Consider the following 20,718-nt stretch of genomic DNA (forward strand, 5'->3'; position numbering starts at 1 on the left):
GGTAACTGATGTAGGTGACTGGTACTAATAGGCCGAGGACTTACCACAAAGAAGCTACGCGTCCACTGTGCGGTATCTGAAACAACACACATGTTTTGTGTGACAGTTTCATAGAGTTACGGCGGCCATAGCGGAGGGGAAACGCCCGGTCCCATTCCGAACCCGGAAGCTAAGCCCTCCAGCGCCGATGGTACTGCACTCGACAGGGTGTGGGAGAGTAGGACACCGCCGTACATTACTTGTTCGGGAGCCCCGGAACTTGACCCCTTTTGGGGGGTTGGGTTCCGGGGCTTTCGGCGTTTTCGGGGGTGGGTCGCCCGGTGGGGTGGGTGTGTGCACGCGGCAGAAGCCGTGTGCGCAGGGGGGATGTGGTGTTCGCGGGGGTGTTGAGCGCGGAACACGGGTGTGCACGCAGCAGAAGGTATGTGCACACGACCGCTGCCGGGTGCGCACGGGTATTGCTGGCCTCGCCTCCGGGCGCACGCGGCCGCTGGCATGCATCACGCAGACGAGGTGTGCACACGGGAAATGTGGCGTCCGCGGGGGTATTGAGCGTCGAATGCTGGTGCGCACGCGGCAGAGGCCGTGTGCACACGGGGGTGCACTCGCACGCGCCCGGTGCGCGCCGAACCCCGCTGCGCGCATCCCACCCCTTCCACGGGCACCCATCAGCTGTGCACACGCGGGATGCGGTGTTCGCGGGGGTGTTGAGCGCGGAACACTGGTGTGCACGCCGCAGAAGCCGTGTGCACAGCGCGGGTGACCACGCCGCTGCCACCAGCCCGACCACGGACCCAGCGACGACACCGCCCACTGACGGCGACCGCCAGCCAACGCATGCGACGGCGACACCGCAGGTGTGCACACGCCCACTGCCGCGTCCGCAGACAGATTGCGCGCCGAACACCGGTGTGCACGCGGCAGGAGCTGTGTGCACACGCCCGCTGCCGGGTCGGCACGGGTATTGCTGGCCTCGCCTCGGGGGCACACGCGACCGCTGGCATGCATCACGCAGACGAGGTGTGCACACGGGAAATGTGGTGTCCGCGGGGGTGTTGAGCGCCGAACACTGGTGTGCACGCGGCAGAAGCCGTGTGCACAGGGGGGATGTGGTGTCCGCGGGGGTGTTGAGCGCCGAATACCGGTGTGGGCGCTGCAGAAGCTATGTGCACATGGGGAATGCGGAGTATCCGTGTGCACGCAGCAGGACCTGTGCGCACAGGGGCAGGGGCAGCGCCGCGCGTGGTGTGGACTAGGTGGCTACTCGTCGTAGAGGCTGCCGAACTCGTGTGCGTCGACGAGCCGCTTCGGCGCGGTCAGGCACCAGGCTTCGGTGACGAGCTCGAGGAGTTCGTCGGGCTCGATGCCCTCCAGATGGACGACGATCCAGCCGAACTGGCCGGCGGTGAACTGGATCTTGAACACCTCGGGGCGCTCGGCGACCAACGCAATCTGTTCGTCCAGGGTCGCCTTCAGCCCGACGGTTCGGGTCTTCTCCCAGATGTAGCCGTAGCCCTTGCCGCAGACCTTCAGCGCGGTCCAGTTCCCGGCATCGACCTGCTCGGTCTCGGGCAACGTGTCCAGCATCGCGATGAAGCCGTCGAGGGTCACACTCATGCCCCACGTCTACCAGAGGTGTCCGACATCCAGCCTTCCATACCCGGGGTATCGGATAGCCGCGCGCGGCGTTATAGTTGCGGAATGCAACACAGTGCTGCCGTCGCTCGGGTCCACGACGAACTCGTGCACCTTGTTCGGCAGCTGATGACGGGGGATCGGGGTGGTGACGGAGCCCCGTCGTTCGCTCAGCATTCGGTGTTGTCGTACATCGACCGCAGCCCCGGCTGCCGCGCGACGGAGATCGCCGACGCGTTCGGAGTGCACCGCTCCACGGTGTCCCGGCAGATCCGTGGATGCGTGGACAGCGGCTGGGTCGTTGCCGAACCGGGGCCGGTGAGGACGGGGCACCCGCTCACGCTCACCGATGCCGGGCGCAGCGTGCTGGCAGCGGCGGGTGTGCGCCGCCGAAGCGAGGTCGCTGGCCGCGTCGAGGACTGGACCGACTCCGACATCGCGCTATTCGCCGACCTTCTGCACCGCTTTCGCGTGCCGACCCCCACGCCCGACAACGACACGACCGGAGGCGCTCCGCATGCGTGAGTACGCGACGACACCCACTTTCACGATCGCCGACGACGACGCCCTCGTCCGGACCGTGTACTCCCACGCCGACACGACCCCGGACCTCGTGCTCTTCTCCCGCCCGCGCGGCGACCGGTGGGTTGACGTCACGGCCGCCGAGTTCGCGGACCTGGTCACCGGCGTCGCGAAGGGGCTGATACAGGGCGGCGTGCAACCGGGGGACCGGGTGGTGCTGCTCTCCGCGACCCGATTCGAGTGGACGCTGCTTGACTTCGCGATCTGGGCGGCAGGTGCGGTGTCGGTGCCGATCTACGATTCGTCGTCGGCGGATCAGGTGCAGTGGATCGTCGAGGATGCGGGTGCCAACGTCGCGATCGTCGAAACCTCCGCGCACGCAGAGTACTTCGCTGGCACCGGCGTCCGGGTGCTGGAGATCGAGGACGCAGCTATCGAGACGCTGCTCGCGTCCGGTGCCGATCTGGACGACTCCGCCGTCGAGCAGCGGGTTTCCGCACTGCGGGCCGACGACCCGGCCTCACTCGTCTACACCTCCGGGACGACGGGGCGGCCCAAGGGATGCGTACTGACGCACCGGAACTTCCTGTCCGAGGTCCGGGGCATCCTCGCGGCGAGCATCGGTGACGTTGCACGCCCAGGGAATCGGATGCTGACGTTCCTTCCGCTCGCGCACGTGCTGGCACGCGCGGTGTCGCTGGCGATGTTCGAGGCGGGCGGTACCCAGGCGCACTGGTCGAACTTCGGCACCATCGTCGGGCAGTTCGATCGGTTCCGGCCGAATGTGATCCTTGGGGTGCCACGGGTTTTCGAGAAGGTCCGCGACGCGGCGGCACAGCAGGCGTCAACGGGTGGCGCGCTGCGGGCGCGAGTGTTCGCCTTCGCCGAGTCGGCGGCCGTCGAGTACAGCGAGGCAATCGATCGGGGACGACCGTCATTGCTGCTGCGGTTCAAGCATTTCGTGGCCGACCGCGTGGTGTACTCAAAGCTGCGTGCGGTTCTCGGTGGCGAGTGCTGGTGGGCGATCTCCGGCGGCGGCGCGTTGATGCCGCGGCTCGGACACTTCTTCCGCGGGCTCGGGGTGCCGATCTACGAGGGCTACGGTCTGACCGAGTCCACCGCAGCGCACTGCGTGAACGTCCCGGGTGCACAGCGGATCGGCAGCGTCGGACAACCGCTCGGCGGCAACGCGGTCCGGATCGCCTCCGACGGGGAGATCGAACTGCGCGGTGGTGTCGTGTTCGGCCGCTACTGGAGGAACGAGACGGCCACCGTCGACGTATTCGACGACGGCTGGTTCCGCACCGGCGACCTCGGGTCCCTCGACGAGGACGGCTACCTCACCATCACCGGACGGAAGAAGGACCTCCTCATCACCGCAGGCGGCAAGAACGTGTCGCCGGGGCCGCTCGAGGATCGGATGCGCTCGCACGAACTGGTATCGCAGGCCGTGGTCGTCGGCGACGGCAGGCCGTTCATCGGGGCGCTGGTCACGGTCGACCCGGATGCGTTCGCGCGCTGGCGGTCCGAGAACGACAAGGGCGGGGAGGCGACGGTCGCGGACCTCCGGAACGATCGCGACCTGCGGGCGGCGGTGCAGCGGGTGATCGACGACGCCAACACCACTGTCTCGCACGCCGAGGCGGTCAAACGTTTCGCGATCCTCGCCAGGGACCTCACCGAGGAGGACGGTGAACTGACCGCGACTCTGAAGATCAAGCGGAACGTGGTTGCGCAGCGCTACAGCGCCGAGATCGACGCGCTGTACTCCTGACTGCGGTCACCACAGGTCGTAGGAGACGTCCGACACGGTGAAGCCGTGGCCGGATCCGCTCTCGCAGGTGACCCCGGCGCGCCGATCGACGGTGCACGTGAACCCTTGCACGCGCAGCGGAGAGCCGTACGGCAGCGCCTTCGCGGGACCGTCGAAGCGGTGGAACGCCGGATCTCCGGTGCTGACAAACTCTCCGGGCTCCCCGGTGACGACCCGGATCGCGTTGGGGATGGTCGTTCCCGGGCCGCTGGGCGCTGGCACCCGCGGCGCGGTGCCAGGGAGACTGCCGTGACAGCCAGCGACCGGGGTCGGGGCGGTGATCACCGCGCACTCGAACTTCCCACTGGGACTGGTGAAGTAGTACGAGCCGCCCGCCTCGCCCAGGTAGTCGGCGACCTGCGCGGCGGGTGCGGCGCTGGGGGTCACGGAGGTCGACCGCGTGGTCGTGGCCGCCGGGGCTGGTGCGGTCGTGGTGCCGGGACCGGGCTGCTCCGCGGCAGGGCCTGCGGCCCCGTCGACGGTGTTCGCGCAGCCCCCGACCACGCTCAGGGTGGTGAGCAGCAGGATGATTCGGGTGGTGCGCACGTCGGTCATGGTAGGGGACCGTCGCGCAGCGGCCGGTCGGCAGTCCGTGTCGTGCGCACCTGCTCCCCGTGCCGGGTTGGTACGTTGGCGATGAGTGACCGCGACGGAAGGGAGGCTGTCGTGCAAACCGACGAGACCAGTGCCGTAACGGGACCGCGAACGCTGACGGTTCGGGTGGCGGACGGCGCGGTGCGTGGTCACGCGGCGGGCTCGGTGTTCGCGTGGATGGGCGTGCCGTATGCGACGGCGGGACGCGATCGGCGGTTCCGCCGCGCGGCACCCGCCCGGGCGTGGGACGGCGAGCGCGACTGCCGTGACCGCGGGCCGATCGCGCCGCAGGCCAAGGCGATGCAGGTTCCGATCGACCCGGGCCTGGCGCAGGACGAGGACTGCCTATCCCTGAATGTGTGGGCGCCACGCCCCGCCGAGGAGCCGCGGCCGGTGATGGTGTGGATCCACGGCGGCGCGTACTGCGTGGGGGCATCTTCCCAGACCGTGTACGACGGTCGCAGACTCGCCGAGACCGGGGATCTGATCGTGGTCACCGTCAACTACCGGCTCGGGGTGTTCGGGTTCCTCGACCTGTCGTCCTTCGGGGAGGGGTTCGAGCCCAACCTCGGGTTGTGGGACCTGGTGACCGCACTGGAATGGGTGCGGGACAACATCTCCGCGTTCGGCGGCGACCCGGGGAACGTGACCGTGTTCGGTGAGTCGTCGGGTGCCGGGGCGATCACGACGCTGATGACCGCACCGCGCGCGGAGGGACTGTTCCACCGCGCGATCGCCCAGAGCGCCCCCGCGACCTCCGTGTACGGCGCGGTGCGAGCGGCCGCCGTCGCGTCCCGGTTCCTCGAACTGGCCGGGGTCGCACCGTCCGAGGCCGACCGCCTCCACGAGTTGCCCGTTGAGAACCTGCTCCGGGCCGGGGACGAGCTCCTCGACGAGATCGTCACCACGGTGCCCGGCACGCTGGCGATGGCGCCGGTTGTCGACGGTGACCTGGTGCCCCGCTACCCGGTCGCCGCGTTCCAGAAGGGGGTCGCACATCGGATCCCGCTGATCATCGGAACGAACCGGGACGAGGCGTCGATCTTCCGGCTCACCCGATCCCCGATCCTGCCGGTGACGGCGGACACGGTGACGCAGATGTTCGCGGCGATCGCCGACGACCACCCGGACATGCCGCCGTCCCGGATCGCCGAGGTCATCGCCGCCTACCCGGACTACACGAAACCGACCGGGGCGATGGCGATCTCGCGTGACGCCGCATTCCGGATGCCGTGCCTGTGGATCGCGGACGCACACTGTCGGCACTCGCCGACATGGGTGTACCGCTTCGACCACGCAACCCCGATGCTCCGGGCGGCCCGCGTCGGCGCCGGCCACGCCACGGAATTGCCGTACGTATTCGGCAATTTCGGCACCCTCAACATGGACCCGACGTTCTGGCTCGGCGGCCGCAGGAGTGCCGTTCAGGTGTCCGGGCGAGTGCAGCGGCGGTGGCTCGCGTTCGCCGCATATGGCGTTCCGGCGGCGTTGGACGCGTCGAAGCACTGGGCTCCCTACACCGAGGAGAGCCGCTCGACCCTGCTGATCGACAAGACCGACACCCTCGTCCCCGACCCGGATGCGGCGTTGCGGGCCGCGTGGGGCAACGAGGTGATGGGGTTCAGCTGACCGGCGGGGTGTCGAGTTCCCGCAGCGCGGGCAGGCCGATGCAGGCCACGCCGAGCACGCACACCGGGATCGCCAACGCGAAGAACGTCGGCTGCAGGCCGACCGCGTCGATCATCGGGCCTGCGAACAGGTAGCCGAGCGGGCCAGCCGCATAGGCGGTGGAGGTCATCACCCCGACGACGCGGCCGCGCATATGCTCGGGGCTGCGGGTCTGCATGGCGTAGTTGGCAATCGGGCCAACCGGCCCGAACACGAGTCCGACCAGGACGGCCAGGGACAGGGTCAGCCACAGCGGCGGCAGGAAGGCCATCCCCACCATGCAGAGGCCGAGCACCGTCACCGCGACGAGCATCAGGGTGCGCCGCCGGATCCGTGCCGCCAGCGACCCGTACGCCAGTGCGCCGACGACCCCGCCGACGCTCATCGCCATCAGCACCCATCCCAGCTGCGCGGGCTGCTCGAGGTCGGCGAAGTGCACCGGGAACAGGACGCTCTCGACCGGCAGGTACAGCGCAACGATCGCCATGTCGACGAGGGCCAGGGTGCGGAGCAACTTGTTGCGCCACACGAACTTCAGGCCCTCCACGGTGCCGGACCACATCGACGCCGGCCGGGACTCCCGGTCGGGTGGGCCCGCGCCGTCGAGACGAAGGAACGCGATCGTCACGATCGATCCGGCGAAGCAGAGTGCGGTCACCCAGAGTGTGCTCACCGGCCCGAGCGCCGCGATCAGCACGCCGCCGACGCCGGGTCCGATCAGATACGCGACGTTGTAGTTCGCCTCGTACAGACTGTTGACCCGGTCCAGCCGCCACCCCGACGCGGTGGTCGCCGCGGGCAGCATCGACTCGCGGGCGGAGATGCCCGCCGGGTCGAAGACGGCGCCGAGCGCGGCCAGGACCGCGATCAGCGGGACCGACAGCCCGATCGTCGCCGACGAGATCGGGATCAGGGCAACCGACAACGCGGACAGTACATCGGAGACGAGGGAGGTGCGGCGACGCCCGAACCGGTCCACCACCGTCCCCGAGAACAGCGACGACAGCAGCAGCGGCAGGGTCGCCGCTCCGGCGACAACGGCAGCGTCGGTGGCCCGCCCGGTCTGCTGCAGCACCAGCCACGGCAACGCGACGATCGTGATGCCGTTGCCGGTCGCCGACAGCAGGGTGGCGAGGTTGACCAGCAGCAGCGGCATCAGTCGGCGGGTCGCCGTCGACGCGGTCATGTCGGGACTCTTTCAGGACGGAGGAGACATGAGTCGACGCTAGCCCGCCGCGCGCCGCCGCGCGAACCGTTTTCCGGCGCAGGCTCAGTGCCCGCCGGACTCGATTCCGAGCCGCTCGCAGGCCGCGTGGTACAGCGCGACCACCTCGGTGCGGATGGAGCCCCGGTCGGTGACCGGCCCGAGCCACGGCACCCGCACCGGCCGTTCGGTGCCGTCGACCGTCGCCACCCACTCGCCCGCGGTGGTGTCCAGTCCGGTCATCCGGGCCGCGGTGGCGTCGGGTTCGGCGAATGCCCGCACGATCGCGAGATTGTCGGTGGCGTGATCGCCGTTCATGTGGCCGGTGACCGCGGCAATCACCGCGTCGTCGAAGTCGCTCATGGCGCAAGCCTACGGTGGGCCCGTCCGGGCGGCGGGGTCGGTGGCGTGCGCCTACGCTCGACGTCATGACCCGTCCCGCCATTGCCGTGGACTACACGGTGCTCGACTGCCCCGACCCGGCGGCGCTCGCCGGGTTCTATCGCGATGTGCTCGGCTGGCGCCTCACCCGATCCGAGGACGACTGGGTGATCCTGCAGGGCCCCGGTGAGCTGCGGCTGGCGTTCCAACAGGCCCACGACTTCACACCGGTCGACTGGCCGGCGCACGGCATCCGGATGCACCTGGACCTCATCGTCGACGACATGGACGCGGCGGAGCGGTGGGTGCTGGGGCTGGGGGCCCAGCTCGTCGAGGGCGACGCCGACCATCCGACGTTCCGGGTGTACCGGGACCCGGTGGGGCACCTGTTCTGCCTCTGCCGCCGTGGCTGACGGCCGCCGGCTCAGGCTCCTGCGGGTAGCGTCGTGAAGTCCGGCTCCCTGCCCTCCGCGAATGCGACGAGCGCCTCAAGGTTCGCTGGCCCACCCATCAGCTCGGCGAAGCAGGCGTTCTCCCGTTCCCGTGCGGCCGCGATCTCCGCCCGCAGCGGCGCCGTCATCGTCTGCTTCACCGCCATCAGGCTTGAGATCGGTTTGGCCGCCAGTGTTTCCGCGTGCCGGACGGCGACCTCCATCAGGTCGTCGGGCGCGCAGACCTGGAAGACCAGACCCATCTCCTTCGCCTGCTCGGCGCGGATCCACTCGGAACTCATCAGCACCCACGCCGCGTTCTGCCTGCCGATCAGCGCGGGCAGCAGATAGCTCGACGCCGCCTCCGGCGCCACCCCCAGCCCGGTGAACGGGCACTTGAGCTTGGCGTCGGTGGACATGAACGCCAGGTCCGCGAAGCCGATGATCGTGGTCCCGATGCCGAGACCGAGCCCGTTCACCGCGCAGATCAGCGGCTTCGGGAAGTCGGCGAGGGCGTCGAGCAGGCCCGTGAAGCCGTGCGTGCCGGGGCGGAAGTTCGGGTCGCTGGTGCGGGCGTGCATTTCGCGCAGGTCGGTGCCCGCGCTGAACGCGCGCCCGTTGCCGGTGAGCAGGACCACCGCGACCGACGGATCCTCGGCCGCGTCCCGCAACGCCTCGGTCGTCGCGTCGTACAGCGCTTCGTTGAACGCGTTCAGCGCGTCCGGGCGGTCGAGGGTCAGCGTCCGGACGCGGGCGCGGTCGTCGATGAGGATGCTCATGTCCGAATAGTAGAACGCGTTCCAGTGTGTCGGGGTGGTTCGCGGCCGCCGTGCCGCTGTCCCCGCCCTGTTCTAGGCTCGGGAGATGGGAGTCTCCGAGCCTGGCCGGCACCTGCGGGTGGTGCCCACCGACCCCGAGGCGCTGCGCACCTTCGTCGCCGAGATCGGTACCTCGCCGCGAGTCCCGGCCGGGCGGCGGATCGCCGCGTACCGCCTGCGGGTCGAGTTGAGCGGGGTCGTCCCCGCGGTGTGGCGCAGGCTGGTGGTGCCGTCCACCGTCACCCTCCACGAACTGCACGTCGCCGTCCAGGTCGCGATGGGCTGGACGGACACCCACCTGCACCAGTGGGTCCTCCCGGATCCGTCCGGTGTGGTGCGGGAACGGTTCTCGATGCGGGAGAGCATCGAGGACGGCTTCGGCGACGGCGACAGGTGCGACGAGGACGTTCGGCTCGAGGACGTGCTCGGCGCCCCCGGCGACCGGCTGATCTACGAGTACGACTTTGGCGACGGGTGGGAGCACAGCGTCGTGCTTGAGGACATCGACCCGGCCGCAACGCTGGACGCCCCGTCCTGCCTGGCTGGCGAGCGAGCCTGCCCGCCGGAGGATTGCGGCGGTGTGCCCGGGTACGAGCGGCTAGTGGACGTGCTCGGCGACGTCGGACACCCCGAGCATCACGAGCTGCGCGCATGGGCGGGCTACGGCTTCGACCCGGAGTCATTCGACGTGGCCGCGGCCGACGCGGCGGTCGCCGCCAGGGACGCGCTCCGGCTGCATCCGCCGGTACTGGATTCGCGGGTCGCGCCGCTTCTCGAGCGGATACCGTATCGCGCTGCACCCCACGTGCATTCGCTGCTTAAGCGGGCGGACCTGCAGAGTGGTGAGTGGTCGGAGATCGAGAGCATGATCGACGGTGCCCTGGTGCACCTGCAATGGCTGCTGCGCCGGGTCGGTGCCGACGGCATCGCCCTGACCTCGGCCGGCTATCTGCCGCCCGCCGTCATTGCCGCGGCCCGCGACGAACTCGACTGGGGCACAAGGTGGGTCGGGTCCGGCGATCGCGAGGTGAGCAATCCGACGTTCCGGGAGTTACTCGAATCCGGTCGCGCGTTCGGCCTGACCCGAAAGTATCGGGGCAGGCTGCTGTTGACGAAAAGAGGTGCGACGCTGGCGCGTCGGCGAAACCAGCTGTGGGAGCACGTCCTCACCGCGCTCCCGCTCGGCAGGCACGAGGTGGAACGTGAGGCGGGAAGGCTGCTGCTGCTGACCGTCGCGGCAGGCGCCTCTCGACACGAACGGCGGGCCGCGATGTCCGAGGGACTGGCGGCATTGGGGTGGCGCAACGCCGACGGCAGCAGGGTCACCGAGTTCGACGCGTACTGGGACGCGGCGGAGACCGCACGCTACCTCCGGATGATCGGGGCGCTCGGCGCGGTCGAGGGCACCCCGGACTGGGCGCGCGGCGTCGCCCGCATGTCGCTGTCGATGTGACGGGCGGGTGCCGGGCCGCGCAACCGTATCCGCGGCCCGGCGTCGACTGGCTACCGGCGGGCGAAGCGGGCGGGCTCGCTGCCCGGCACCTGACCGACCTGCTCCCGCGTCACCAGATGCCGCAGATGCGCGGCCGCCTCGGACACCGCCATGTTCCGCGCCAGCGGGTGGAAGTCCGACCACGGCCGGTACCACTTCATCCGCTCCGCCACCTGCCACAGCGTCAGCTCGTCGTCGCCGAACGCGTCATACAGGTGATCCAGACGCTCCTCGTGGTGCTCGACGAGTTCCTTCGCTCGCCCCGGTAGGTCGGTGATCGGCAGGCCGTGCGCGCCGAGCCCGCGGGTAATGCCCATCGACTGCACCCGACGCAGCGAATCCATGAACTCCGCCAACGCGTCCCGCTCCTCGATCGGGTACACGAAGTTCCCGACGTGCGGGGTCGTCTTCTGCAGCACGTGGTCGCCGGTGAACATCACGTCGGCGTCCTCAAGGTAGAAGCAGGCGTGACCGGGGGTGTGGCCCGGGGTGAAGGCGACCCGCAGGTTCCGCCCGGCGAGCGCGATGACCTCCCCGTCGGTGAGGGTGCGGTCCGGTGCGGATTCGGGACCGGCCGGGGGCTTGCCCAGCGCGGCCGCCCCGAACGCGTCCCGATGCTCCTGCGGTGCGCCGGCCCGAACCATGTTCTCCTGCTGGTCGGTCACCCACACCGCATCGTGGGACGCCGACATGAACCGGAACATCTCGTGGTCGGCCTCGTGCATCGCGATCCACGCGCCGGACGCGTCGCGGACCCGGCCGCACAGGCCGGTGTGGTCGGGGTGGAAGTGGGTCAGCACGACGCCCTCGACCTCGGTGATCGAGTGCCCGACCGATTCGAGTCCGCCCGTCAGGCCCTCCCACCCTTCGTCGCCGTCCCACCCGGCGTCGACGAGCACGATGCCGCCCGGCGACTCCATCGCGTACACGAGGGTGCTGCCCAGCGGATTGTGGGTCATCGGAACCGTGATCTGGAAGATGCCATCGCCGATGGCCACTGCGTCGGACATAGTCACTACCTCTGTACCGGTGAAATTGGTTAACCCTTTCGTTCATCACTACCGCACGAGTGGTGTGCAGCACAGCCCGGGTGCCCACTCGGTGGACATCCTGTGACGCAGGTAACCGCGCGCCGCGGGGTGGGTGTGCCCGTCGACGGCCGTGTGCACACGGGTGTTGCGGCGTGTGCGGGGGTGTTGGGCGTGCAGCGGGGGTGTGGACGCGGCAGCGGGGGTGTGCACAGGGGTGTTGGTGCGGGCGCCCGTCGGCGGCCGTGTGCACACGGGTGTTGCGGCGTGTGCGGGGGTGTTGGGCGTGCAGCGGGGGTGTGGACGCGGCAGCGGGGGGGTGCACAGGGGTGTTGGTGCGGGCGCCCGTCGGCGGCCGTCCCGGCGGCGTCGGGGGTGATGCGGCGCCGGCTGCGCGCGGCCGACGGGGCGGTGTCGGTCGCCTGTGGTATCCCTGACTCGACCGAACCGATCGAGGGGGGAACGTGCTCACACTGCACCGCGCCGAGCGTTCGGACACGCTCGCCGACGCCCTCGCGGCCATTCTCGCCGCACCCCTCGCCGACCCGTTCACCCGCGAGGTGATCGCCGTCCCCGCCAAGGGCGTCGAACGGTGGCTGACGCAACGGCTTTCGGATTCCCTCGGTGCCGCACCGGACGGTGTCGACGGGGTCGCGGCGAACATCGACTTCCCGTCACCGACCCGGCTCGTCGACGAGGCGCTGGCCGCGGCGTCCGGGACCGACGCGGACGCCGACCCGTGGCACCCGGCGCGGGTCCTGTGGACACTGCTCGACGTCGTCGACGTGAGCCTCGACGAACCGTGGGCGGCGGTCCTGGCCCGGCACCTCGGGCACGGCGACGCGGGCGGGCATCGGATCGGGCGCCGCTACGGCACCGCCGCGCACCTCGCGGAACTGTTCCGCTCCTACGGGGACCAGCGGCCCGCGATGCTCGTCGCCTGGGCCGCGGGCCGCGACGACGACGGCGCAGGGGCCGCGCTGGCGGCGGACCTCGCCTGGCAGTCGCAGCTGTGGCGCAGGCTGCGGGACCGGATCGGGGCAGCGAGTCCGGCGGAGCGACTCGGCCCGGCCTGCGCGAGGATCCGCGCGCATCCCGACATCGCCGGGCTGCCGGACCGGATCTCGGTGTTCGGCCCCACCCGCCTCACGACCGCGCAACTCGAGGTGCTCGACGCGCTGTCCGCCAATCGCGAGGTGCACCTGTGGGTTCCGCACCCGAGCCCGACCATGTTCGACGCCCTCGACCGGTCCGTTCCCGCGCCAACCCGCGCCGCCGACACCAGCGGGTTTGAGGTGACGCACCCGCTGCTCGCGAGCCTCGGCCGCGACGTCCGCGAGCTGCAGGCCAGGCTGCGCCGCGACGACGTCGTGCACCGGCACCACCCGGCGGCGCTGCGCCCCACGACCCTCCTCGGATGCCTGCAGGACGACCTCGCCGCGGACCGCGCACCGAGTCCCGCGGACTGCGACACCACCATCCAGATCCACGCCTGTCACGGCCCGGCCCGGCAGGTGGAGGTGCTGCGCGAATCGTTGCTGCACCTGTTCACCGAGCTCCGCGACCTCGAACCCCGCGACGTGCTGATCATGTGCCCCGACGTCGACACCTACGCGCCGCTGATCCGGGCCGCGTTCGGGCAGGACGGCATCGGGCATCCCGGGCACGCGCTGCGGGTCCGGCTCGCGGATCGTGCCCTGCACCAGACCAATCCGGTCCTCGCGGTGCTGGCCACCCTCCTCGACCTCGCTGACGGTCGCGTCACCGCCAGCGAGATCCTCGATCTCGCCGCCGCCGAGCCGGTGCGCCGCCGGTTCGGGTTTTCCGACGACGACCTGGAACGTCTCCGGGAGTGGGCCACCGCGGCCGGCGCCCGCTGGGGCATCGGCCCCCGTGAACGCGCCGCCCACGGACTGCCGGACTTCCCGCAGAACACCGTCCGCTCGGCGCTGGACCGGATCCTGCTCGGCGCCGCCACCGACGACACCGGCGGCGAATGGCTGGGCCTCACCCTCCCACTCGACGGTGTGGACAGCGGCGACATCGACCTCACCGGCAAGCTTGCCGAGTTCGTCGACCGACTCGACGTGTCCCTGCGGGGGCTCGCGGGCCCGCAACCGGCCCCGGCGTGGGGAGCGGCGCTGACGCGGGCGCTGGACCTGCTCGTCGACGTGCGCGAGCGGGACGCCTGGCAGCTCGGGCAGGCGCATCGGGAACTGGCGGCGGCGATCGAGCACGGCGCGGCCGACCTGCGGTTGGCGGACGTGCGGGCGATGCTCGCGTCGCGGCTCGCGGGCAGGCCGACCCGGTCCAACTTCCGGACCGGCGAGCTGACGGTGTGCACGATGGTGCCGATGCGGTCGGTGCCGCACCGGGTGGTGGCGCTGCTCGGCCTCGATGACGAGGCATTTCCGCGCAGTCCCGGAGTCGACGGCGACAACGTCCTCGGACGCACCCCGCTGCCGGGGGAGCGGGATCCGCGCAGCGAGGACCGGCAGCTGCTGCTCGACGCGATCGGCGCTGCGGGGGAGCGGCTGCTGCTGTTCTACACCGGGATGGATCCCGTCAGCGGGGTGACGCGGCCACCCGCCATCCCGCTCAGCGAGGTGCGGGACGTGCTCGACGCGATGGTCGGGCGGCCCGCGGCCGTGGTCACCACGCACCCGCTGCAGCCGTTCGACGCCCGCAACTTCCGCGGCCCGCGCCCGTTCAGCTTCGACACCGCCGCCCTGGCCGGGGCCATGTCCGCGCAACGTCCCGCCGCCCCCGACCGCGGGTTCCTGCCCGAGCCGCTGCCTGCGCTGGCGCCCGGGGACGTGGACCTGGCCGAGCTGATCGCGTTCGTCGTGCACCCGACGCAGGGGTTCCTCCGGCAGCGGCTCGGGGTGCGGATCGCGGACCTCGACGAGGAGATCGCCGATGCCCTCGACCTGGAGCTCGACTCGCTGGCCAGGTGGTCGATCGGGGAACGGATGCTCACCGCGATCCTCGCCGACGACCGGGACTTCCCCACCGCCGTCGCCGACTTCCGGGCAGCCGAGTGGCGCCGCGGCACCCTGCCCCCTGCCGCGTTGGGGGGCCGCGCCCTCGAGGACATCGAGGAGGCGGTGCGGGTGTTGGCGTCGGCGGGGCGGATGCCCGGACGCCCCGGCACCGTCGACGTCGACCTCGACCTCGGGGACGGACGCCGGCTGACGGGCAGCGTCGACGGCGTCCACGAGGACGTCGTCGCCCGCACCACCTTCTCCAAGCTGGGTCCGAAGCATCGGCTCACCGCCTGGGTGCAGCTGCTGGCGCTGTCCGCCGCCCAACCGGACCGGCGGTGGCGCGCCGACACGATCGGCAAGGGGCCGGTGCGGCGGCCGACGGCGTGGCGATCACACCTCGTCGCCCCCGCCGACGCGCGTGCGCAGCTCGATTCGCTGATCACCTTGCGGGACAGCGGCCTTCGGGCGCCGCTCCCGATCGCGACCGCGGCGACCGCCGCCTATGCGGCGCGCCGCGCCTACGGCGACGCGGTCGAGTCGGCGCTCGACTCCGCGGCCAACGAATGGGGCAGCGCCTTCGGCGACGGGAAGGACAGACACGTGACGTACCTGTACGGCGCGGACGCCCCGCTCACGGTGCTCACCGCGACCCGCGCGAGCGGGACGGAGGGCACCCGGTTCGGGGACCTGGCCCGCGCGCTGTGGGAACCGCTGCTCGCCGCCGAGACGATGGGTGCGTCGTGAACGCCCCCGTCGCGGACCGGGCCGCGTTCGACCTGCTCGGTGACCTGCCGTCCGGGACGACGGTGCTCGAGGCCAGCGCCGGGACCGGCAAGACGTACGCGATCGTCGGGCTCGCCGTCCGGTACGTCGCCGAACGCGGCGTCGACCCGGAGCGGCTGCTGCTGGTGACGTTCAGCCGCGCCGCGACCAAGGAGCTGCGCGAACGCACCCGCGACCGGTTCGCCGGTGTCGCGGCCGGGCTCGCCGATCCGGCGGCGAGCAGCGACCCGCTGGTGCCGTTCCTCGCGGCCGCCGACCCCGACACGGTGGCGTTGCGCCGCCGCAGGCTGCTGCAGGCCCTGTCCAACTTCGACGCGGCCACCATCGCGACCACCCACAGCTTCTGCCAGCGGATGCTCGACGGCATCGGCATCGCGGGTGAGCGCGACCCCGACACCGAGCTCGTGGAGGAGGCCACCGAGCTGATCGACCAGACCATCTCGGACCTGTACCTCGCCCGGTTCGGCAGGGAACCGCAGCCGTCGCTGTCCCCGGACGAGGCCCGAAAGGCCGCACGGGCCGCCATTTTCGACCCGCAGGCCGTCCTCGCCCCGACCGGCGCCGATGGGACGGCCGGTGACATGGGCGGCACCGCCGCCGCTGGTGACGCCGTCGCGTTCGCGCAGGATGTCCGCGACGAGGTGTGTCGGCGTAAACGCGCGGCGGGCGTCCGCGACTTCGATGACCTGCCCGCTCTGCTGCACGGTGTCCTCACCGACGCGGAGCACGGGGCGGACGCGCGCCGCCGGGTCCGGGAACGCTACGACGTCGTGCTGGTCGACGAGTTCCAGGACACCGACCCGCAGCAGTGGGGGATCCTGCGCGCCGCCTTCCACGAGCACGTCACCCTGATCCTGGTCGGCGACCCGAAGCAGGCCATCTACGCGTTCCGCGGCGCGGAGGTGTTCGCCTACCTGGACGCGGTCACCGAGTCCCGCACCCTCGAACTGACCACCAACTGGCGCAGCGACCGACCACTGCTCGCCGCGCTGGCGCATGTGCAGGGCGGGGCCGCTCTCGGGCATCCCGGCATTGTCGTGCATCCCGTGTCGGCCGTGAAACCCGCACGGGTGACGGGGGTTCCGCCGATCCGCCTGCGCCACCTGACCCGCGCCGGCGCCGGACCGTTGGGCAAGAGCGGGTTCCCGGCCGTCGCCGCGCTCCGCTCCCGGGTCGCCGACGACGTCGCCGCGGACATCGTGCGGCTCGTGTCGGGCGCGCGACCCGGCGACGGCGGTGCCGCGAGTGTGGGCGACGGCGGTGCCGCGAGTGTGGGCGACGGCGGTGCCGCCAGTGTGGGCGACGGCGGGGTTGTCGACGGCGGTGCCGTCATCGATCTCGGTGCCGACGACCCGCTCGGTGCCGGGCCGCGTCCGGTCCTGCCCGGGGACATTGCGGTCCTGGTCCGCACCAACCGGCAGATCACCCTCGTTCACGACGCGCTCGACCGGGCCGGGATCCCGGCGGTCACGGTCGGCGGGCTGAGCGTGTTCGTCACCCCCGCCGCGCAGGACTGGCTGTGGGTGCTGCAGGCGCTCGAGCAGCCGCACCGCGCGGACCGGGTGCGGCTCGCCGCGTTGACGCCGCTGCTCGGCCGCACCGCCACCGACCTCGACGCGGGCGGGGACGAGCTGGTCGCGCGGATCGGTGGCGGGATCCGCGAGTTCGCGCGGGTGTTCGCGACCGCCGGGTTCGCGGCGATGGTGGAGCGGCTCGCCGCCTGGGGCGCGCTGGAGAAGCGGTTGTTGGGGCGGGTCGGCGGGGAACGAAGGCTGACCGACCTGCGGCACATCGCGCAGCTGCTCGGGGAGGTCGCCGTCGGGCAGGGCCTCGGGCTGACCGCGCTGACCCGGTGGCTGACCGACCGGATGCGCGACCCCACGTCCGGGACCGTCGACCGCAGCCGACGCCTCGACTCCGACGCCGCGGCGGTGCAGATCGCGACGGTGCACGCCACCAAGGGGCTCGAATACCCGATCGTGTACGTGCCGTACGGGTGGGACGCCGCGAAGAACCCGACCCCGGTCCGGCTGCTGCTGCACGACGACGCGCACACCCGCATCCTCGACGTCGGCGGCCCCGACGGCCCCGACTACGGGGATCGGCGCAGGCGGCACGACGAGGAGGAGGCGGGCGAGGATCTTCGGCTGCTGTACGTGGCGCTGACCCGCGCCAAGTGTGCGTTGGTGCTGTGGTGGGCGCCGTCCGCGTCGACGTCGTCGGCGCCGCTGCACCGAATGCTGCTCGCCCGCGCCCCCGGCACCGCCGAGGTGCCGCGCGGACTGCGGGTCCCCGCGGATCCCGAGGTGGCACACCAGTTCTCCCGGTGGGCGGACGGTGTTCCCGGCATCTGGGTGGAGGCGGTGCCGCCCGGCCCGGTCCTGGCCGGGACGTGGGCGCCGCAGGCCGAGCGCGCCGAGACACTGACCGCGGCCCGGTTCGACCGCGCGCTGGACGCGGACTGGCGCCGCACCTCCTATACGGCGATCACCGCGGCCGCGCATGCGCTCGCGCCTGCGGCGAGCGAGCCGGAGGAACCCGACCTCGGCGACGAACCGGAGGATCCGCCGCTGACGGTGCCCGCCGCCGACCACGCGCGCGGGCACCTGCCGTCCCCGATGAACGGGCTGCCCGCCGGCGCGGCGTTCGGCACCCTGGTGCACGCCGTCCTCGAGTACGTCGACACCGCCGCCGCGGACCTCGCCGCCGAGGTGCGGCAGCGGTGCCGTGACGAGGTGACCGCCGGATTCTCCGGGGTCGACCCGGACGCGCTGGCGGACGCGCTGATGCCGGTCCTCGCGACACCGCTGGCGGCTCCGGCGGTGGGCCGCACCCTCGCCTCGATCGCGCCTGCCGACCGGCTGCCGGAACTCGACTTCGAACTGCCGCTGGACCATCCGGTCCGAGCGCCGGACGGCGACGCCGCGGATCGGGTGACGCTCGCGGGCGTGGTGACGCTGCTGCGTAGGCACCTGCCCGCCGGTGATGTGCTCGCCCCGTACCCCGACCTGCTGGCCGAGCTGGGGGCGGCGCCGCTGCGCGGCTACCTCACCGGCAGCATCGACGCCGTGCTGCGGCTTCCCGGTCCGCGGTTCGTGGTGGTGGACTACAAGACCAACCGGATCGCGCCCGGCGACGTCAGCACCGCGCACTTCACCAGGGATTCGATGGCCGCGGAGATGATGCGCTCGCACTACCCGCTGCAGGCCCTGCTGTATTCCGTTGCCCTGCACCGCTACCTGAGGTGGCGGCTGCCGGGATACGACCCGGCGGTGCACCTCGGCGGCGTGCAGTACCTGTTCGTCCGCGGCATGGCCGGACCCGACACCCCGGCCGGGTGCGGCGTATTCGACTGGCACCCGCCCGCCGAACTGGTGACCCGGCTGTCCGACCTGCTCGCCGGCCACCCGGACCGGGGTGAAGGGAACCTTCAGCCCGTCAGACCGGGTGAACGTGTCCTTCATCCGAGGGGGGAGACACCATGACCGACGCGCGGATTGCGCAGCGCGGCAAGGGCGCGCTGCGGGTGTTCAACGAGGCCGGTGTCCTCGGCGCCGCGGACGTGCACGTCGCGGTGCGGCTCGCGCAGCTCGCCGGTGAGACGTCCGAGGCGGCGGTGCTGGCGACGGCGCTGGCCGTCCGCGCGGTCCGCTCCGGATCGGTGTGCCTGGACGTGGGCGGCATTCGCGACATCGGCGTCGACGCCGTCGCCGCCGACGACGGCACCGAGGTCGACCTGGACGCGCTGCCGTGGCCCGACCCGGCGGACCTGCTCGCCGCGCTGCGGGTCAGCCCGCTCGTCGTCGGCGGCGAGGCGGGCCCGCTGCGGCCGCTGCGGCTCGTCGACACCGTCGGCGGCCCGCTGCTGTACCTGGAGAAGTACCACCGGCAGGAGGACACCGTCCGGCGGGTGCTCGACTCCCGCGTGGGCGATCACCCGGACGTCGACGCGGCCGAACTGCGCGCGGGTCTCGCGGACCTGTTTCCGGAGCACGCGCCGGACCGGCAGCGGGTCGCGGTCGCGGTCGCCGCCACCCACCGCACCGCCGTCATTGCGGGCGGTCCGGGTACCGGGAAGACCCACACCGTCGCCCGGGTGCTCGCGATGCTGCTGCGGCTGCAGGGGCCGACGCTGCGGATCGGGCTCGCCGCCCCGACCGGGAAGGCCGCCGCCCGACTGCAGGAATCGGTGCACCAGCACCGGGACCGGCTCGCGCTGCCGGAATCGCTGTCCGCGTCCACGCTGCACCGGCTGCTCGGGTGGGGCCATCGCGGTCCCCGCTACCACGCCGGGAACCACCTGCCGCACGACGTGATCGTCGTCGACGAGACGTCGATGGTGTCGCTGACCATGATGTGCAGGCTGCTCGAGGCGCTACGACCGCAGGCCCGGCTGATCCTGGTCGGCGACCCGAACCAGCTCGCGTCGGTCGACGCCGGGGCCGTTCTCGCCGACCTCGTCGACCGGCCCGTCACCGCGGCCGCCAATCCCGTGCTGCCCGCCGTCGTCGGCGCCGACCTCGACGCCGACGGGTGGGACGACGGCGAACGGGACCGGGTGCGCGGCGGCATCGTCCGGCTCACCCGCGGGTGGCGATTCGACGAGGAGATCGGGGCCCTCGCCGACGCGGTCCGCGACGACCAACCCGACCGGGTCCTCGACCTGCTCAACTCCGGCAGCGACCGAATCGAATTCCTGGCCCCCGACGACCTCGACGCGCTGCGCCGGGACGTGCTCGACACCGCAGCGGAGGTGACGGCCGCCGCCGAGGCGGGGGACGTGGCGGCGGCACTGGAACTCGCCGAGCGGCACCGACTGCTGTGCGCGCACCGCGATGGACCGTTCGGCGTCGCGTGGTGGGAACGGGCGTCGCTGGAGTGGATCGGCACCGCGACCGGGCACCGCCTCGACCCCGACGCGTGGACCGCCGGCCGCCCACTGCTGGTGACCGCCAACGACTACGACGCGAAGATCTACAACGGCGACACCGGCGTCGTCGTGCGGGGCGGCGACGGCGAGGAAGGCGGCGGCGACCTGGTCGCCGCGTTCGGTCGCGGCGGGGACCCGCTGTTGCTGCACCCGAGCCGGATCTCGTCGGTGCAGTCCGTGTACGCGATGACCATCCACCGCAGTCAGGGCAGCCAGTACGGCACCGTGTCGGTGATCCTCCCCGACGAACGGTCCTCGCTGCTGACCCGGGAACTGCTGTACACCGCGATCACCAGGGCCAAGGACCGGGTGCGGATCATCGGCACCGAGGACGCCGTCCGCGCCGGCGTGCGGCGGCGGGTGCGGCGGGCGAGCGGGCTGCGGCTGGGGTGAGCGTGCTGATTGTCCACAGCCGAGGAAGTCGGGGGAACC

The 20,718-nt window shown here is 71.7% G+C and carries 14 protein-coding genes and 1 rRNA gene; 9 read left to right on the forward strand and 6 right to left on the reverse strand.

The window, feature by feature from the left end; genetic code table 11:
• Window positions 1-117: 117 nt before the first annotated feature.
• Window positions 118-234, forward strand: a 5S ribosomal RNA gene (gene rrf / locus ACFWQG_RS06365).
• A 1,026-nt stretch (window positions 235-1,260) separates the two neighbouring features.
• Here rrf and ACFWQG_RS06370 read toward each other — a convergent pair.
• A complete protein-coding gene (locus tag ACFWQG_RS06370) occupies window positions 1,261-1,617 on the reverse strand; it encodes an MmcQ/YjbR family DNA-binding protein (RefSeq protein WP_378506756.1) in 357 nt (118 codons plus the stop codon).
• An 84-nt stretch (window positions 1,618-1,701) separates the two neighbouring features.
• On the opposite strand from ACFWQG_RS06370, the gene ACFWQG_RS06375 reads away from it, so the two are divergent.
• Window positions 1,702-2,160 (forward strand): MarR family winged helix-turn-helix transcriptional regulator, encoded by a 459-nt coding sequence (locus ACFWQG_RS06375; RefSeq protein ID WP_378506757.1) that lies wholly within the window; start codon window positions 1,702-1,704, stop codon window positions 2,158-2,160.
• On the forward strand, window positions 2,153-3,931 hold the full coding sequence (locus tag ACFWQG_RS06380) for an AMP-dependent synthetase/ligase (RefSeq protein ID WP_378506758.1): 1,779 nt from the start codon (window positions 2,153-2,155) through the stop codon (window positions 3,929-3,931). Before ACFWQG_RS06375 ends, ACFWQG_RS06380 begins: the two co-directional genes overlap by 8 nt.
• 6 nt (window positions 3,932-3,937) lie before the next feature.
• Here ACFWQG_RS06380 and ACFWQG_RS06385 read toward each other — a convergent pair whose 3' ends face one another.
• Window positions 3,938-4,516, reverse strand: a complete 579-nt coding sequence (locus ACFWQG_RS06385; RefSeq protein ID WP_378506759.1) for a hypothetical protein — start codon at window positions 4,514-4,516, stop codon at window positions 3,938-3,940.
• A gap of 120 nt (window positions 4,517-4,636) precedes the next feature.
• On the opposite strand from ACFWQG_RS06385, the gene ACFWQG_RS06390 reads away from it, so the two are divergent.
• Complete coding sequence (locus ACFWQG_RS06390; protein ID WP_378506760.1) at window positions 4,637-6,193, forward strand: carboxylesterase/lipase family protein; 1,557 nt, start codon at window positions 4,637-4,639, stop codon at window positions 6,191-6,193.
• Here ACFWQG_RS06390 and ACFWQG_RS06395 read toward each other — a convergent pair.
• Together ACFWQG_RS06395 and ACFWQG_RS06400 are read right to left on the reverse strand one after the other, a co-directional pair.
• Window positions 6,186-7,418, reverse strand: a complete 1,233-nt coding sequence (locus ACFWQG_RS06395; RefSeq protein ID WP_378506761.1) for an MFS transporter — start codon at window positions 7,416-7,418, stop codon at window positions 6,186-6,188. The genes ACFWQG_RS06390 and ACFWQG_RS06395 overlap by 8 nt on opposite strands.
• A gap of 84 nt (window positions 7,419-7,502) precedes the next feature.
• A complete protein-coding gene (locus ACFWQG_RS06400; protein WP_378506762.1) occupies window positions 7,503-7,799 on the reverse strand; it encodes a DUF2470 domain-containing protein in 297 nt (98 codons plus the stop codon).
• Between the two features lie 65 nt (window positions 7,800-7,864).
• Here ACFWQG_RS06400 and ACFWQG_RS06405 point away from each other — a divergent pair, with 65 nt between their 5' ends.
• Complete coding sequence (locus ACFWQG_RS06405) at window positions 7,865-8,230, forward strand: VOC family protein (RefSeq protein WP_378506763.1); 366 nt, start codon at window positions 7,865-7,867, stop codon at window positions 8,228-8,230.
• Between the two features lie 11 nt (window positions 8,231-8,241).
• Here the strand turns inward: ACFWQG_RS06405 and ACFWQG_RS06410 are convergent, their stop codons facing one another.
• The gene (locus ACFWQG_RS06410; RefSeq protein ID WP_378506764.1) at window positions 8,242-9,027 is read right to left on the reverse strand and encodes an enoyl-CoA hydratase/isomerase family protein; all 786 of its coding nucleotides are present in this window, start codon (window positions 9,025-9,027) and stop codon (window positions 8,242-8,244) included.
• 85 nt (window positions 9,028-9,112) lie between these two features.
• Here ACFWQG_RS06410 and ACFWQG_RS06415 point away from each other — a divergent pair, with 85 nt between their 5' ends.
• Entirely contained in the window at window positions 9,113-10,519 is a 1,407-nt protein-coding gene (locus tag ACFWQG_RS06415; RefSeq protein WP_378506765.1) for a plasmid pRiA4b ORF-3 family protein, read from the forward strand.
• Window positions 10,520-10,569: 50 nt separating this feature from the next.
• Here ACFWQG_RS06415 and ACFWQG_RS06420 read toward each other — a convergent pair whose 3' ends face one another.
• Complete coding sequence (locus tag ACFWQG_RS06420; protein WP_378506766.1) at window positions 10,570-11,568, reverse strand: MBL fold metallo-hydrolase; 999 nt, start codon at window positions 11,566-11,568, stop codon at window positions 10,570-10,572.
• 482 nt (window positions 11,569-12,050) lie between these two features.
• On the opposite strand from ACFWQG_RS06420, the gene recC reads away from it, so the two are divergent.
• The 3 genes from recC to recD are packed head-to-tail and all read left to right on the forward strand — an operon-like array spanning window position 12,051 to window position 20,679.
• Window positions 12,051-15,317 carry an exodeoxyribonuclease V subunit gamma gene (gene recC, locus ACFWQG_RS06425; RefSeq protein WP_378506767.1) on the forward strand — a complete coding sequence of 1,089 codons (3,267 nt, stop codon included), beginning with the start codon at window positions 12,051-12,053 and terminating at the stop codon, window positions 15,315-15,317.
• Window positions 15,275-18,841 (forward strand): UvrD-helicase domain-containing protein, encoded by a 3,567-nt coding sequence (locus tag ACFWQG_RS06430; protein WP_378506768.1) that lies wholly within the window; start codon window positions 15,275-15,277, stop codon window positions 18,839-18,841. Before recC ends, ACFWQG_RS06430 begins: the two co-directional genes overlap by 43 nt.
• Window positions 18,838-20,679: an exodeoxyribonuclease V subunit alpha gene (recD, locus tag ACFWQG_RS06435; protein WP_378506769.1), complete on the forward strand. Its 1,842-nt coding sequence runs from the start codon at window positions 18,838-18,840 to the stop codon at window positions 20,677-20,679. Before ACFWQG_RS06430 ends, recD begins: the two co-directional genes overlap by 4 nt.
• Window positions 20,680-20,718: the final 39 nt, after the last annotated feature.

The sequence above is a fragment of the Rhodococcus sp. NPDC058532 genome, from assembly GCF_042719255.1.
Taxonomy (GTDB): domain Bacteria; phylum Actinomycetota; class Actinomycetes; order Mycobacteriales; family Mycobacteriaceae; genus Rhodococcus_G.